The organism is Aeromicrobium sp. P5_D10, from assembly GCF_054049535.1.
Window position 1 is genome coordinate 639892 of sequence record NZ_JBFUME010000002.1, and the last position, 14064, is coordinate 653955.

At 65.0% G+C, this 14064-nt stretch carries 9 protein-coding genes; 6 read left to right on the top strand and 3 right to left on the bottom strand.

What is annotated here, in order from left to right; translation table 11 throughout:
* Nucleotides 1-35: 35 nt before the first annotated feature.
* The gene (locus ACXJKC_RS04840) at nucleotides 36-1451 is read left to right on the top strand and encodes a M1 family metallopeptidase (RefSeq protein WP_456695547.1); all 1416 of its coding nucleotides are present in this window, start codon (nucleotides 36-38) and stop codon (nucleotides 1449-1451) included.
* Between the two features lie 94 nt (nucleotides 1452-1545).
* Here ACXJKC_RS04840 and ACXJKC_RS04845 read toward each other — a convergent pair whose 3' ends face one another.
* Nucleotides 1546-3132, bottom strand: a complete 1587-nt coding sequence (locus tag ACXJKC_RS04845) for an ABC transporter substrate-binding protein (RefSeq protein WP_456695548.1) — start codon at nucleotides 3130-3132, stop codon at nucleotides 1546-1548.
* Between the two features lie 230 nt (nucleotides 3133-3362).
* Here ACXJKC_RS04845 and cuyB point away from each other — a divergent pair, with 230 nt between their 5' ends.
* Nucleotides 3363-4109, top strand: coding sequence for a cysteate racemase (cuyB, locus tag ACXJKC_RS04850; protein WP_456695549.1), 747 nt, complete (start codon nucleotides 3363-3365; stop codon nucleotides 4107-4109).
* 6 nt (nucleotides 4110-4115) lie between these two features.
* Here the strand turns inward: cuyB and ACXJKC_RS04855 are convergent, their stop codons facing one another.
* Nucleotides 4116-5747 (bottom strand): PucR family transcriptional regulator, encoded by a 1632-nt coding sequence (locus ACXJKC_RS04855; RefSeq protein ID WP_456695550.1) that lies wholly within the window; start codon nucleotides 5745-5747, stop codon nucleotides 4116-4118.
* Nucleotides 5748-5846: 99 nt separating this feature from the next.
* On the opposite strand from ACXJKC_RS04855, the gene ACXJKC_RS04860 reads away from it, so the two are divergent.
* From ACXJKC_RS04860 to ACXJKC_RS04875, 4 genes are all read left to right on the top strand, one after another.
* Entirely contained in the window at nucleotides 5847-6575 is a 729-nt protein-coding gene (locus ACXJKC_RS04860) for a GntR family transcriptional regulator (protein ID WP_456695551.1), read from the top strand.
* A gap of 111 nt (nucleotides 6576-6686) precedes the next feature.
* The gene (locus tag ACXJKC_RS04865) at nucleotides 6687-7682 is read left to right on the top strand and encodes an ABC transporter permease (protein ID WP_456695552.1); all 996 of its coding nucleotides are present in this window, start codon (nucleotides 6687-6689) and stop codon (nucleotides 7680-7682) included.
* Nucleotides 7683-7685: 3 nt separating this feature from the next.
* Entirely contained in the window at nucleotides 7686-9629 is a 1944-nt protein-coding gene (locus ACXJKC_RS04870; RefSeq protein ID WP_456695553.1) for a dipeptide/oligopeptide/nickel ABC transporter permease/ATP-binding protein, read from the top strand.
* Between the two features lie 49 nt (nucleotides 9630-9678).
* Nucleotides 9679-10611: an oligopeptide/dipeptide ABC transporter ATP-binding protein gene (locus tag ACXJKC_RS04875; RefSeq protein ID WP_456695554.1), complete on the top strand. Its 933-nt coding sequence runs from the start codon at nucleotides 9679-9681 to the stop codon at nucleotides 10609-10611.
* Nucleotides 10612-10614: 3 nt separating this feature from the next.
* Here ACXJKC_RS04875 and ACXJKC_RS04880 read toward each other — a convergent pair whose 3' ends face one another.
* Entirely contained in the window at nucleotides 10615-13971 is a 3357-nt protein-coding gene (locus ACXJKC_RS04880) for a serine hydrolase (protein ID WP_456695555.1), read from the bottom strand.
* Between the last annotated feature and the right edge of the window lie 93 nt (nucleotides 13972-14064).

Sequence of the window (14064 nt, forward strand, 5' to 3'; positions counted from 1 at the left end):
ATGGAGGAGAAGTGTTCTTACAAAGCGTCGTTCGCGTGACGACGGTTGCGGCATTGGCCGTCATGGCAACTACTGCGGGACCTGCCAGTCCGGCCAGTGCGGGCTCAGCAAGCAAGCCCGTATTCGGCTCGTCAGGTGCTGGTGACCCGTACCTTCCACAAGCCGGCAACGGGGGCTACGAGGTCAAGCACTACGACATCAGCGTGCGATATGACCCTGTCACGCACCGGCTGCGTGGCGTGGCCCGTATCACCGCGAAGGCCACGAAGAATCTCAAGGGATTCAACCTCGACCTGCTCGGCTACAAAGTGAGCGCGGTCCGGGTCGACTCGGCGCGGGCGCGCCACTATCGACGTGGCGTCCATGAGCTGGTGATCCGACCGCGCGCAGTCCTGAAGCGAGGTGAACGGTTCACCGTGACAGTGAAGTATCGCGGGAAGCCCGACCCCGGCGGTTCCTGGTACTACAGCCCGAGCGGCGGCGCGTACGCGGTCGGCGAACCCGAGGCGGCGTCGAGCTGGTTCCCGGTCAACGAGACGACCCGGGACAAGGCGACGTTCACGCTGCACGCCACGGTGCCTCATGGCTGGTCGGTCGTGTCCAACGGCGTGCGTGGCAAGAGGTCGAGCCGGCACGGTTGGAAGACGTTCAACTGGCGCGAGCGCACCCCGATCACCGGATACCTCACAACGATCGCGATCGATCGCTTCACCTACAAGTCTCAGCGACGACTCAACGGGATGCGGATCCTGAGCGCATTCGCGCCCGGGACCCACGCGAACAGGCGAGTCGAGGCGTTGCTCCCGAAGATCTTGAATTTCGGCGAATCTCTCTTCGGCAAGTACCCGATCGACACCGCCGGCGGCATCTACGAGACCGGTCCATTCACGGGGGCACTGGAAACACAGGGACGCTCGTTCTACATGCTCGCAGAGGGCCAGCCAGCGGTTGCCACGGCTCTCAACGTCGTCCATGAAACTGTCCATCAGTGGTGGGGAAATTCGGTCTCACTGCACAGTCGGTCTGACATCTGCCTGAAAGAGTGTGTCGCGGCGTACAGCGAAGACCTGTGGAGCGAGGCAAAAGACGGGCTCGACCTCGATGCGAAATATCGCAGTGTCGTCGAGGAGAATCGGACCAACACCGACTTCTGGAGCGCGAAGCTGCGCCGTGGGGGGCCGGAGAGTGAGATGTTCAATGCCGTGTACTACCGCGGTCCGTTGTTCATGCATGCCTTGCGCCGTCAGATCGGGGACTCGGCCTTCTTTGCGACGTTGAAGGCCTTCCCGCGGGCGCACCGAGACTCCACGGCGACCTTGGGACAGCTGATCCGCATGTTCGAGAACAAATCGGGCCAGAACCTGTCCGCATTCATGCATGCTTGGCTGGACGGCACGACAATTCCTGCCGATACGTTCCTCTGGCCCGGAACGTTGGATCCCGGCGCGTAACACCGGAGCCTGGCAGAGAACAACGAAGCCACTGAGTCGCTGAGCGGCCCAGTGGCTTCGTTGTTCCCGGCGGACGTCGGGTGTTACCGCGGCGTCAGCTCGTCATGCGGATCGACCACGGGAACTGCGCCCGAGCGAACGTGGTGCCCTTTCCGAACATGGGCGTCGGCAACAGGTAGAACGGGACGATGTCGACTCGCTTGATCAGTTCGACTTCTGCCTGGTTCCAGATCGCGCAACCCTTGGTGCCGGGAATCGCGGAAGCCTTCTTGACCAGCGCGTCGTACACCGGGTTGTGCACGTCGCCCAAGTTCTTGCCGCCTTCTGCGAACGTCGGTCCGGAGAACATCGGGGCGAACTGACTCGGCAGTTCCTGGCCAGCACCGACCAGCGCCATGTCCCAGGAGCCTGCGACCACGGTGTGGTTGAACGCGACACCGTCGCCGGCCTTGTCCAGAACCCGCACACCGATCTGCTTCAGTTGCTCCTGAATGAGCTCCACCGCGTTGGTCTGATTTCCCGGAGTCGTGAAGTGCGCGAGCCTGAAGGTCAGTTGCTTGCCTTGCTTGGTTCGATAGCCGTCGCTGCCCATCTTCCAGCCGGCAGCGTCGAGAGCGGCCTCGGCCGCGGCGACGTCAGGTGCTGGGATGTTGCCCTCCACGTTGTTGCCGGGGCAGGGTTGGGGATCATTGCTGGCCAGCATCTGGTCGGCAGGTTTACCGGCGCCGCTGGTGAGTACCTTGCCGATTCGCGGCAGGTCGAGTGCCTGGATGATCGCCCGGCGGATGGCAAGATCGGCGCCGGGGTGTCCGCTCGCCTCGTGGAACCAGATCTCGCCCTCGACGGAGTAGCTGTCGATGCGGAACAGATCGGCCGCGCGGAGACGCTTTTCGTCCGGGCCCTCCACTACAGCGAAATTGAGCTGGCCCGACATCAGCAAGTTGGCCGCGGTCGTAGGGTTGGCCACTACTTTCGCCACGACTTTGTCGGGGAGACCCGGCTGATTGTTCTTCCAGTCGCCAGGTCCCCAGGAGTAGTCCTTGCGGCGATTGAGCGTGTAGTGGTCGCCAGGCACCGAGTCACCGGGCGTGAACAGTCCGGTGCCTCCCTTGCCCACGGAGAGGAGCTTGGTGTCCTCCAAGGCGTTGCGACACACCATGGCGACACCACCCAGGTTCAGCAGCAAGAAGGCATCCGGTTTGCCACTGCGCACCGTCAACGTGTTGGTGCTCTCGTCGGCGGTTGCCTTCGTCCCGGGCTGTACCGTCTGGCCGAGAACTGAGGCCTTGTTCGCCGGATCGGCGATCCAATTGATGGTTGCCGCTGCGTCCGCGGCATTGAACGGCTGCCCGTCCGAACATGTCACGCCCTTGCGAATCGTGAAGGTCGCAGTGGTGAGGTCGGCGCTGAACTTCGACGCCAGGGACGCGACGACGTTCCCGTCGGCGTCTTGTTCGATCAGCCCTTGGTAGAGGAACTCATCGAACATGCTGGTATCGCTCAAGACTGTCGTGAACGGGTTCAGGTTGCCCAGATCGTTCTGGACGGACATCGTGAAGGTGCGGCCGTCGACCAGCTTGCCGTCCTTGCCGTCCCCCGAGGGGGTGTCCTTCGATGCGGAACACGCTGACAGACTCAAAGCTATGGCAGCTGATGCCGCGATCCATCCGGTGCGTTTCATTCTTCCTCCTGTGCTGTGGGGAACATGATGCGGCCAATGACTTCAGGTGTTGCGTGACCGCTGGAGGCACCATGGGTGCCGGGGACCCGACATTCAATGAGCATCCGGACCAAAAGCCATGCCGTGATTGATCGCAACTGACGATGCAACCGGGGCGTCGAGCAGCAACTCTGCATGTGACCGGCGACGGGCCGGTCGCTGTGGCAGCTGTTGAACGATAGGAGGGTCCCATGCTGGTCGAGCACTCCGTGGCTCCGGTGGCGAGTACCTGGTGTTCCGCTCTCGGAATCCTGGGCGGAATGGGACCCATGGCCACCGCGCACTTCTACGAGAAGCTGATCGCTCTCACCTCGGTGAAGCAGGATCAGGATCACCTGCCGGTCGTCCTGTGGGCCGATCCGAGAGTGGCCGATCGTACCGAGGCGCTTCTCGGTCGTGGACCTTCGCCGGCGCCTGCCATGGTGCAAGGCGTGCGCTGGTTGCAGGCCGCGGGCGCTGATCTCATCGCGGTGCCGTGCAACACCGCGCATGCATTTTTCGACCAGATCGTCGCGCAGACCGATGCTCGGATGATCGACATGGTGCACGAGTCGGTCCGCGCCGCCGTACTGGAGCATCCCTCGGTCGACAGGATCGGAGTGCTCTGCACGGAGGGCACCAGAGTTGCTCGCCTTTACGAGCAAGCAGCCCGCTCCTTGGATGTGGAGCTGGTTCAGGTCGATGCCGTGACCCAGCGTGGGTCCGTCGATGTCGCGATTGCTCTGGTCAAGGCTCGCGCCGCCGATCATGATTCGTTGGCTGTCGCATCAGAGCATGTCACCAGCGCCACGGCGCGATTGGTCGACTTGGGCGCGGAAGTTGTCATCGCTGCGTGCACCGAGATCCCGCTGGTAATGGCCGGCGCCAGTGGCATCGTCCCGATGATCGATTCGGCCAGGTGCCTGGCTGAAGCTGCCCTGAAAGCGCTTCGACAGTAGCCGGCATCAACCCTCGTCCGTCATGAGGCGCAGCTCCAACATCGCCGCGAAACGCGTGTCCGCATCGCCGAGATCGATGTTGGCAACCTCGGCGAGTCGGCGCAGCCTGTACCGGAAGGTATTCGCGTGCACCTCGACAGCGGCCGCTGCGCCGCTCACATCCCCGAACAGGTCGAGCCAGGCTTTCAGCGTCTCGACCATGCACGTCCGGTGCTTCTCGTCGTACTCGGCCAGCCGGTACACCGGTCCGCGAACCAGGTCGCCCCGGACGTCGATCTGTTCGCGCAGTTCCAGGAGCAAGGCCTGGATGTGCACCTCGCTGATGCTGGCCACCCTGGCCCGGGACTCCGGGAGCTGGAGCACGCGCAGTGTGCGCTCTGCCGAAAGCCGCGAACTGGCCAGATCGGCGGTTCGTTCCGCCAACAGGCCCACGCCGATATAGGCATGGACGCGGCCGCTCGTACGTTGCAAGAACTCTTCGGACAACCGCATCGCTCGACGTTGTGCGGCGTCGTTGGCCGCCGAGACGGGCAAGATCCCATAGACGGTGTCGCCGATCAGCGAAGCCACGGCTTGTGGATGGGCAGCGGTCAACCGCACGGCGAAGGCATCGGCCAGGAGATGACGTTCCGCGGTCCTCGACGGTTCTGGGCCGTTGGTGGTGTCGGGCACGGCGAGGGCCAGCACGATGGCGGGCTGGTCGAGCAGGCCCAAGCGGTGCGCGACGTCGCGAGAGCCCGGGCCGCCGGCCAGCAAGACCTCAAGCTGCTCGGCACGCAGCCGACGTCGAGCGTCTGCCCCGGCGCGCTCACTCAACATGTGCAGGGCCACGACCTTGGCCATGTCGTGGAAGTCCTTGATGCGACGAGGGGTCAGCTCTTCGGCCGTGGCAGCCCACAGCGAGCCCAGCACTTCCTTGCCGGCGCGGACGGCAATGGCGACCCTCGGCACGGTGAGACCATCGATCGGGATGTAGGGCGGCCCGACATGCACGGGCCCGGTGGAGCGGTACAGCTGCTCGAAGACGCCGTGTGTCTCAAGCACCTGCAGGTTCTCGACCGAGACCTGACGGCCCAGGATCGTCGACACTCGCGACTGATCTGCTTCGTCCTGGCGGCCGGAGAAGGCCAGCAGCCGCGAACTGCGATCCTCGATCGTGATCGGAGCGTTCAGTAGTGCTGCGACCACGTTCGCCAGCGCGAACAGGTCTCCGCTGGGGATCGCGGAAAACGCGTCGTCGTGCATCGGCGTGCTCGTCTCGTCCGAGATCAGACCTTCGAGCACGGAGTTCAACTGCAGCCAGGACTCGCCGTTGGCCAAGGCGAGAATCGCAATACCACTGTGGTCGACGGCGGCGGAGATGGCAGGAAAGCGCGGGAACGGTTCGCGCAACACCAGCGCGCCCGCGCCCCCGCGGCTGCTGAGATGGTGCAACGCCTGGGTGACTTGGTCACGGGTGCGGAGGCCGACACCGAGGACGATCGAGTTGCCGGTGCAGGCCGGTTGGTCCAGACCGTCATAGACGCTGACCGCGCGGACGTCGACCAGGGCATCGAGGTTGCCGTAGCCCAAGGTCAGCGTTCCCTCGAGGCGGGACAGCACTGTGTCGATGCTTATTCCGAGCGGAGAACTGCTCACGGCGACGGACATCATCAGGGACCTCATCCTCGCGGGTTAGCAAACCAGTATTCCAATACTCTGGTATCCATCGGGGTGTAAGTCAAGTACGATCGAGGCGTGCCCAGCGACGACGAAATCAGCAGAGTTCTGGCAGCAGCGGCCGCTCTCGACGACCCGACGCAGCCTGCGCCGCGTGGTGGCCTGTTGCGAGACCGCGTCTACTCACGCCTCCTGGAGTGGATCGTCGACGGTCGGTTGCCTCCGGGAACCCGCATGCGAGATCGCGATATCGCCGCGCTGATCCAAGTGAGTCGGACGCCGGTACGGGAAGCGATTCGCCGCCTCGAGGATGAGGGCTTCGTGGTGGCCGAGGCCAGCCGGTGGACTCGAGTGACTGACCTGGACGTGGCCCAAGCCGAACAGATCTATCCGATCATCTGGACGCTCGAGAGTCTTGCCATGACGTCGGGCGGCCCATGGAGCCGCGAGCAGATCGCCGAGCTGCAAGCAGCTAACGAACAGCTCGCCGCAGCGGTGGAGGACGGCGACGCGACAGGCGCGGCCAGAGCCGACAGCGCCTTTCACGACATCATCGTCTCGTTCGCCGACAACACTCGCTTGGCATCGATCGTCGGTGAGCTGAAGACACACCTGCGCCGACTCGAGGTGGCCTACTTCGCCGGTGCGCCAGCAGCGAGCCGCTCGGTGCACGAGCATCAGCAGGCGATCTCGGCGTTGGAACGCGGAGACCTGGCTGCCGCCACCCAGGCGATCACCGAGAACTGGCAACGCAGCCTGGACCGTATGCGACACCACGCATCCTCGGGGCACGCGGACAAAGTTTGAACGTGCCGACAACAACGGTCGGCAAGTTCGGGTCGTTCTCACGAACATCGTGGTCTCCGGTACGTGCAATATCGCCCAAGCCCGACCTGGGAACGGAAGCGGAGGACCAGCATGGCAACGGTGGCGGTATCTCATCCCTCGATCCGTGAACGGATGACAAGCAGCAGATGGCCGGCGTATCTCGTGGGGAGGATGGGCCGACTGGCTGTGTCGCTGTGGGTTCTCGTCACTGCGTCGTTCTTCATGATCCATCTGATCCCCGGCGATCCGATCCGCGCCGCGATGGGACTGAAGGCGTCTGCCGAGGCCGTTGAGGCTCGGCGAGAAGCGCTGGGGCTCGACGATCCGATCTGGTTGCAATACATCCACTACCTGGGCAATACGATGAGCGGCGATTTCGGGACGTCGATCGTCACAAACGTCCCGGTGGCGGAGACCATCTCTCAGCGGCTGCCGGCCACCGTGGTGATCTCGGTGCTCGCGTTCCTCGTGGTCCTCGCGATCGCGGTGCCACTCGGTCTGATGATGGCGATTCTGACCAGGGGCGGCCGACGCGGCAGGCTCCAGCTGGGCTTCGCGGGATCCAATGTCATCATCGCCGCCATTCCCGATTTCCTGCTCGCCGTCGTACTGGTCTACGTGTTCGCGGTACAGCTCGAATGGTTTCCAGTGGCGGGCCGGTCGGACGCTTCGTCCTACGTGTTGCCCGTCATCGCTCTGGCGGCCGGTCCGATCGGCATTCTGTCCAGGATCGTGCGGGTCGAGACCTTGTCGGTGCTCGGTGCGGATTTCATCCGGACCGCTCGGTCGAAGCGGCTTCCCGCCCGGCTGATCTACCTCCGACACGCCATGCCGAATGCGCTCACCGCCACCCTCACCTTCGGCGGGATGCTGCTGAGCGGCTTGATGGCCGGAACGGTACTGGTGGAGAGCGTCTTCGCCTGGCCCGGTCTCGGCACCATGATCGTCGGGTCGATCCAGCAGAAGGACTATCCGACCGCTCAAGCGCTGGTCTTGGTCTACGGCGGCCTGGTGCTGTTCATCAATCTGCTTGTCGACCTGCTGATCGCCGTCCTCAACCCTCGATCCACCTTGAAAGAGGTCTAGTCCGTGGCCAGACGTCGTAGTTCAGTGTGGTTGCAGATCTTCCGCAGTCCAGTGGGGGCGGCAGCGGCGGTCCTGCTGCTCGCGGTGCTGCTCACCGCGGTCTTCGCGCCCATCTTGTGGGGTGCCCGCGCGGCCGAGATCGATACCGACATGATCGCGCAAGGGCCCAGCGGCACACATCTGCTCGGTACCGACGGACTCGGCCGGGACATCTTCTTTCGGCTGTTGGTCGCGACCCGGCTCTCTGTCGTGCTCGCCCTCGAGGCGACGATCCTCGGCGCGGTGATCGGAGTCGTCGTGGGCACCGTTCCCACAGTTCTGGGCAAGGCAGCCGGCCGATTCGTCACGGCAGTGGTCAACATCGCGGTGGCATTCCCAGGGCTGCTGTTGATCCTGTTCTTCGCGGTGGTGTTCGGTGCCTCGACCCGTGGCGCGGTCCTCGCGTTGGCATTGGCGATGGCTCCGTACTACGCGCGCCTCACTCAGACGCTCGCCGCCTCGGTGGCCAGTCAGGACTTCGTCTCCGCGGCCAGAGCTGCTGGAGTACCGCGAATCCGCATCCTGACCCGACACATCCTGCCCAACATCGGCGAACAGCTGATCATCAACGCGATGATCGGAGCAGGCGGCACGCTGCTGGCCTTCGCCGGACTGTCGTTCCTCGGCATCGGAATCCAGGCACCCCAATACGACTGGGGCCGCATTCTCAACGACGGTGTCGCGAGCATCTACGTCAATCCGGCTGCGGCCCTCGGACCGGCTGTGCTGATCATCCTGGCCGGTCTGTCGTTCAACCTGTTCGGGGAGGCCGCCGCTGGAACCATCAGCGGGGACAAGGCGGTGTCGCTGCGTGGCTCCGGTCGACCGGACCGGACACAGAGCCCAGACCGTGGCCATGACAGCACGGAGACCCCGGTACTGGTCGTGAACAATCTGCAGGTCTCCTACCCGAAGAGCGGCGGCTGGACCACGCCGGTCCGCGGCGTGAGCTTCCGTCTGGCAGAAGGTGAGGCCCTTGCCATCGTGGGCGAATCCGGCTCGGGCAAGAGCCAGACGGCGTTGGCAATCGCCCAACTGATCGAGAGTCCAGGCGAGGTCATCGCTGATGAGCTCATCTTCATGGATGAACCGCTGACCGAGCCGGCCAACCGCCGGACCAATCGAGTTCTCGGCACGTCGTTGGCGATGATCTTCCAGGACCCGATGACGTCGATGAATCCGACCTTGAAGGTCGGACGGCAGTTGGCCGAAGTGGCCGAGCAGCATCAGGGGATGGGACGCAAGGATGCACTGGCCAAGGCGGTTGACCGTCTGCGATCGGTACGCATCCCATCCGCCGTCCGACGGGCGCAGCAGTATCCCCACGAATACTCCGGTGGGATGCGCCAGCGAGCGATGATCGCGATGGGCTTGATGGGAGAGCCTCGACTGATCATCGCCGACGAGCCCACCACGGCACTCGACGTGACGGTCCAGAGTCAGGTCTTACGGCTGCTCGAGGATGTACGCAACAGCTCCAACACGGCCGTGTTGCTCATTTCGCACGATCTCGGCGTCGTGCGCAGATTCTGCGATCGGGTGCTGGTCATGTATGCCGGCCGGGTTGTGGAGGATATTCGAAGTAGCGATCTGCTCACCGAAGCGGGACACCCCTACACCCGGGCGCTGCTTGCAGCCGTCCCGGACATGGCGACCGACCGCACCCTGCCGCTGGCAGCGATCCCGGGCCGCCCGCCCCATCCGGACGAATTGCCTGCGGGGTGTGCCTACGCGGCCCGCTGTCCGCTTGCCGATGAACGCTGCCGCACGGACGATCCGGCCTTGGCCTCCGTCGGTGAGGAACACCGCATCGCCTGCTGGCACCCGCAACAGACCGTGCCGATCCATGGCGCCGGTCAGCTCGAGACCATATCGCTGAACGCTACCAAGGAGCGCCCGAATGAGTGATCTTCGCTTTGATCAGGTCTCGGTGAGGTACGGCCGAGGACGACACGCGATGACCGCGGTGAACGAGGTGAACCTGCTGGTGCCGTCCGGCAAAGTGGTCGGGCTGGTGGGGGAGTCGGGTTCGGGGAAGTCGACACTGGCACGTTCTGCCTTCGGGCTGTCTCCCGTCAGTTCGGGCGCGGTGACCTTCGGCGGGACAGAGCTCGGCGCCCTTCGGCGTCGGGGTGAGCACCCGTTGCAGATGATCTTTCAAGACCCCTACGGCTCGTTGAATCCCAGGATGACGGTGGGGGAGTGCATCGCCGAGACGATGCCGCGAGGGCGCCGGTCCAGCAGGGGAGATCGCCGCGCCGAAGCGCGTCGGCTTCTTGGACTTGTCAACCTCGATCCGGTCCTTGCCGATTCGTTGCCTGGCAGGCTGTCCGGGGGACAGCGTCAGCGAATCGCCCTGGCGCGAGCGATAGCCGGAAAACCCAGCATCATCGTCGCGGACGAGATCACGTCGGCGCTCGACGTGTCGGTCCAGGGCAGCGTTCTGAACACGGTGCGGGACCTGCAGCAAGAGCTGTCGCTCGGCATGCTCTTCATCTCTCACAACCTCGCCGTCGTGCGCTACGTCAGCGACTTCATCGCGGTGATGTATCTCGGGCGGGTGGTGGAGGCTGGGCCGGCGGAGCAGATTCTGACCGATCCGCGTCACCCGTACACCCAAGAACTGCTGCTGTCCGCCGCGCAGCAGGACTCCGTGCTGGGAGATGTTTCGTCCGCGCCGATCGCCGCGGTGGAACCGGCCGACCCGCATCGCCCACCGGCGGGCTGCCGTTTTCATCCCAGATGCCCCATCGGGCCGGCCATGCGTTCGGATCGCGAGATCTGCAAAACGGTCGAGCCGTTGCTGCAGGTCTCGGCCGGCCCGGCAGCAGCCTGCCACTTCGCGGCAGAGCTCCTGTCGGTCCGGGCCGGGGACGTGTCCTGCGGCTGAGCGTCAGACCTCGCCGACTCGGGGCGTGGCGCGCAATCCCATGTGCATGAGGTGGCGTCCGGATCGAGTCTGGTAGAAGGCGATGTGGCCGATATCGCGACCGTCCACGTCACGGGCCTGGAACAGGCCGCTCGCGATGTGCTCCAGGTGATATTCGCCCATCTCGCCCATCAGCTGTTTGATCAGGGGAACTGTCGAAGTGACGTGCACCCGCAGTCCGTTTCCGTCCGGGCTCACCTCGATGACCTTGCCTTCTCGCAGGTATCGACCCGAATAGATGGCGAGCTCGGCGTCGGTGGCAGGGATCGACGACAACGGCTCCGGTTCCGGCAGCCTGCTGAGGCCGGTCAGCTGGCCGGCAATCGTGTCGAAGAGCTGACCGAACAGGGCGCGGGCGTTGCCGCCGTTGGCAAGCAGGACGACCGCAAGATCCTCACCGGGTACCAGCCGCAGGAAACTGGATTGGCCGATCATGGCCCCGTCATGGCCATGAACTGGCCGGTCGTAGCCGAAGACCGACGTCAGTCCCATGCCCCAGGAGTCTGCTGCCGGGAAGATCTCAGGGATGCGGACGTGCTCGCGGTACAGCTCGGTGATGCTCTGCGAACTGAGCACCTGCTGGCCGTGTACGTCGCGGCCGTCGGACAGAAGCATCCGGGCGAAGACCAGAACATCGGCCGCACTGGAGTTGATGACGCCGGCCGGCGCGAGCGATCTGGGCAATCCCCAGACCGGGGCGACGCCGAATGCCTGACCAGGCACCTGGATATGTCCGACCGCGGTCTCGAGCAGCAGCGCATCCTCTGGGAACGACACCGTCGACGTCAGTCCGAGTCGGTCGATCAGCCGGCTGCGAAGGGCGGCATCCCACGACTGGCCGGTGAGCTGTTCTATGAGATGAGCCGCGACGACATATCCGGTGTTGCCGTAGGACCAGGTCTCGCCGGGCGTGAACAGCTGCGGCACGTCGCGGAGCCGATCGACCAGACGGCTGATGCTCTCCGCGCCCCGACCGGTGTCGAAGTACAGATCGCCGTCGAGTCCGCTGGTGTGAGTCAGCAGGTGCCGAGGCGTCAACTGCGCCGGCAGGTCGGGCTCGGACAGGACGAGGTCGGGCAGCAACTCGGCCAGAGTGGAATCCAGGTCGAGGCGGCCTTCATCTTGCAACTGGAGAACCATCGCGGCGGTCCAGGCCTTGGTCATGGAACCGATCTGGAATACCGAGTTCGGCGTGACGGGGGCGCCGGTGTCGATGCTGAGCACCCCGGTCGCCAACGTGGTCACAGCTTCGCCGGCTGGCGTTGTGCGCAACACCCCGAGGACGGCGCCCGGCACCCCGTGCTGGTCCGCCAGCTGAATCAGCAACCGCTGCCACCGCTCGCTCTCTGCCGCTTGCGGATCCACAGCCCATGACTGAGCGGCGTGATCTGACACCCATGCCATGGTGCGGCGGATGACGTCGAGGCGATGCGAGGGGACGTTGGACAAATCGTGGCTCTCGCCCGGATAGCGCACCAGCTCAACAGGTACGCCCCCCTGGCGTAGCGCGGTGAACCATTGTTGGGATTGCCCGATGGGACAACGAACGTCGGCGGTGCCGTGCAGCAGCAGTGTCGGTGTGCGGACCCGATCGACGTTGGCTATGGGCGACAGCCGACGGAGGACGGCATCGGTTGCCGGGGCAGGAGTGGAGAACTCCCGCCCTGCGATGTATCCGCCGAGATCCGAGGTGCCGATCAGGCTTCGCAGGTCGGTGACGGGCGCACCGATGACGGCAGCAGCGAAGCGGCTGTCGTGCCCGGTCAGGTAGCAGGCCAGATACCCGCCATAGCTGTGACCGGTCACCGCGAGGCGGCCGGGATCGGCGATACGGTCGGCGATCAAGGCATCGACTGGCTCCAGCACGTCGGCGATGTCAGCCTCGCCCCACTTCCCGAGCGCGCCGCGCAGGAACGCCTCGCCGTACCCGTCGCTGGCCCGCGGGTTGACGGTGAGCACTGCCCAGCCTTGCGCGACCAACAGCTGGCGGTAGACGGTCAGCCGGTCGGCGTAGGCTCCCCAGGCGTTGTGCGGCCCGCCATGCAGGTCCAGCAGCAGCGGCTTGGGTCCCGTCGTCGTGGGATCGCTCAACAGCCATCCCTCGACGCTTCCTCCGTCGGAGATGGCGAAATGACGTTCGACCGATGGGTACAGCTCGACGCCGGGCAGCGAGTCTTGCTGCAGGGAGGTGAGCAGCTCGGTGCTGCCGGAGACAAGATCCACGGTGGTCACCTCGCCGAACAGACTGTTCGTGGCAAGGATCACCGCGGCGCAGGCAGTGGCAGCTGTCGTGTGGTTCGGTGCTGACAGACCAAGGATCGACGCGCCCGGCTCAGTGAGCCGATCGACCCGTCCCGAAGCAAGTTCGAGCACGTGCAGGGGGGTGTCCCCGCCGTCCCGGATGGCGTAGACGATGCGTTGACCACCGGCCGTCCATTGGGGCTTCCCGCCAGGCAGGCCCTCACCGCCCCAGGCCACCGAACGGTCGACATCGGTGAGCTGTTCGGCGTGGCCGTCGGCGATCCGGATGCGGAACAGGTGTGCCAGTCCCACCTCCGTGTCCAGCCGTCCGACCGCGAGCAGGAATTCGCCATCCGGATGCCAGCTCGCACCGCCGAGCCGAACGGCCGGTGAGCCCAGCAGTCGGGGCGTGGCGGCCGGCGCATCCGCATCGATCAGGTACAGACTCGTCCAGTACTTGAGGTCGGCATCCGGTTCGGCGTTACCGGTAAAGGCCAAGGTCGTACCGTCCGGCGACCAGGCCGGGTCGGAAGCATCCCAGTCCCCGTGGGTGAGCTGACGCACCTCACCGGTCTGCACCTCGATGATGTGGATGTGTGAACGGGTGTTCTTGGTCGGCGACTCGCCGTCGCGCTGGTAGTCGACCCGTCGGGCGACGATGCCCGGCCCGTCGGCCTGGTCGGCGACGGGTGCGCACACCGCGATCCGCTGGCCGTCCGGACTCCACACTGCTGCACCGGCGCCGAGCGCGAGCTGAGTCAACTGGCGGGGCTGTTCCCGCGGGTCAAGGGAAAGCAGCCAGAGCTGGCTCGCCGTTGCGTCGATGCCCTCACGCAAGAATGCCAGCTGCTGCCCGTCCGGGGCCCAGCTCGGCCGGCGATCGTTGCGACCGAAGCTCAGTTGGGTGGCCGCGTTGGTGGATGCGGACCGATCAATCAGCCACAGGCTGCGCAGGTCGCGGTCGGCGTGCTGGTCGACGGAGTGCTGGACGAAGCAGATCAGCTGGCCGCTGGGATCGAGTGCGACGTCCTCCGGCCACATCTGATCGTTGAGGTCGCTGAGGTGAAGCCGTCTGCCCATGGTGCTTCCGTCCTGTCGGTGTCGTTGCGGATCGACAAGCATGTCCCGCCGGATGACACTGGCGTTTGTCGGTTGGGCCAAATCCATTTCCAC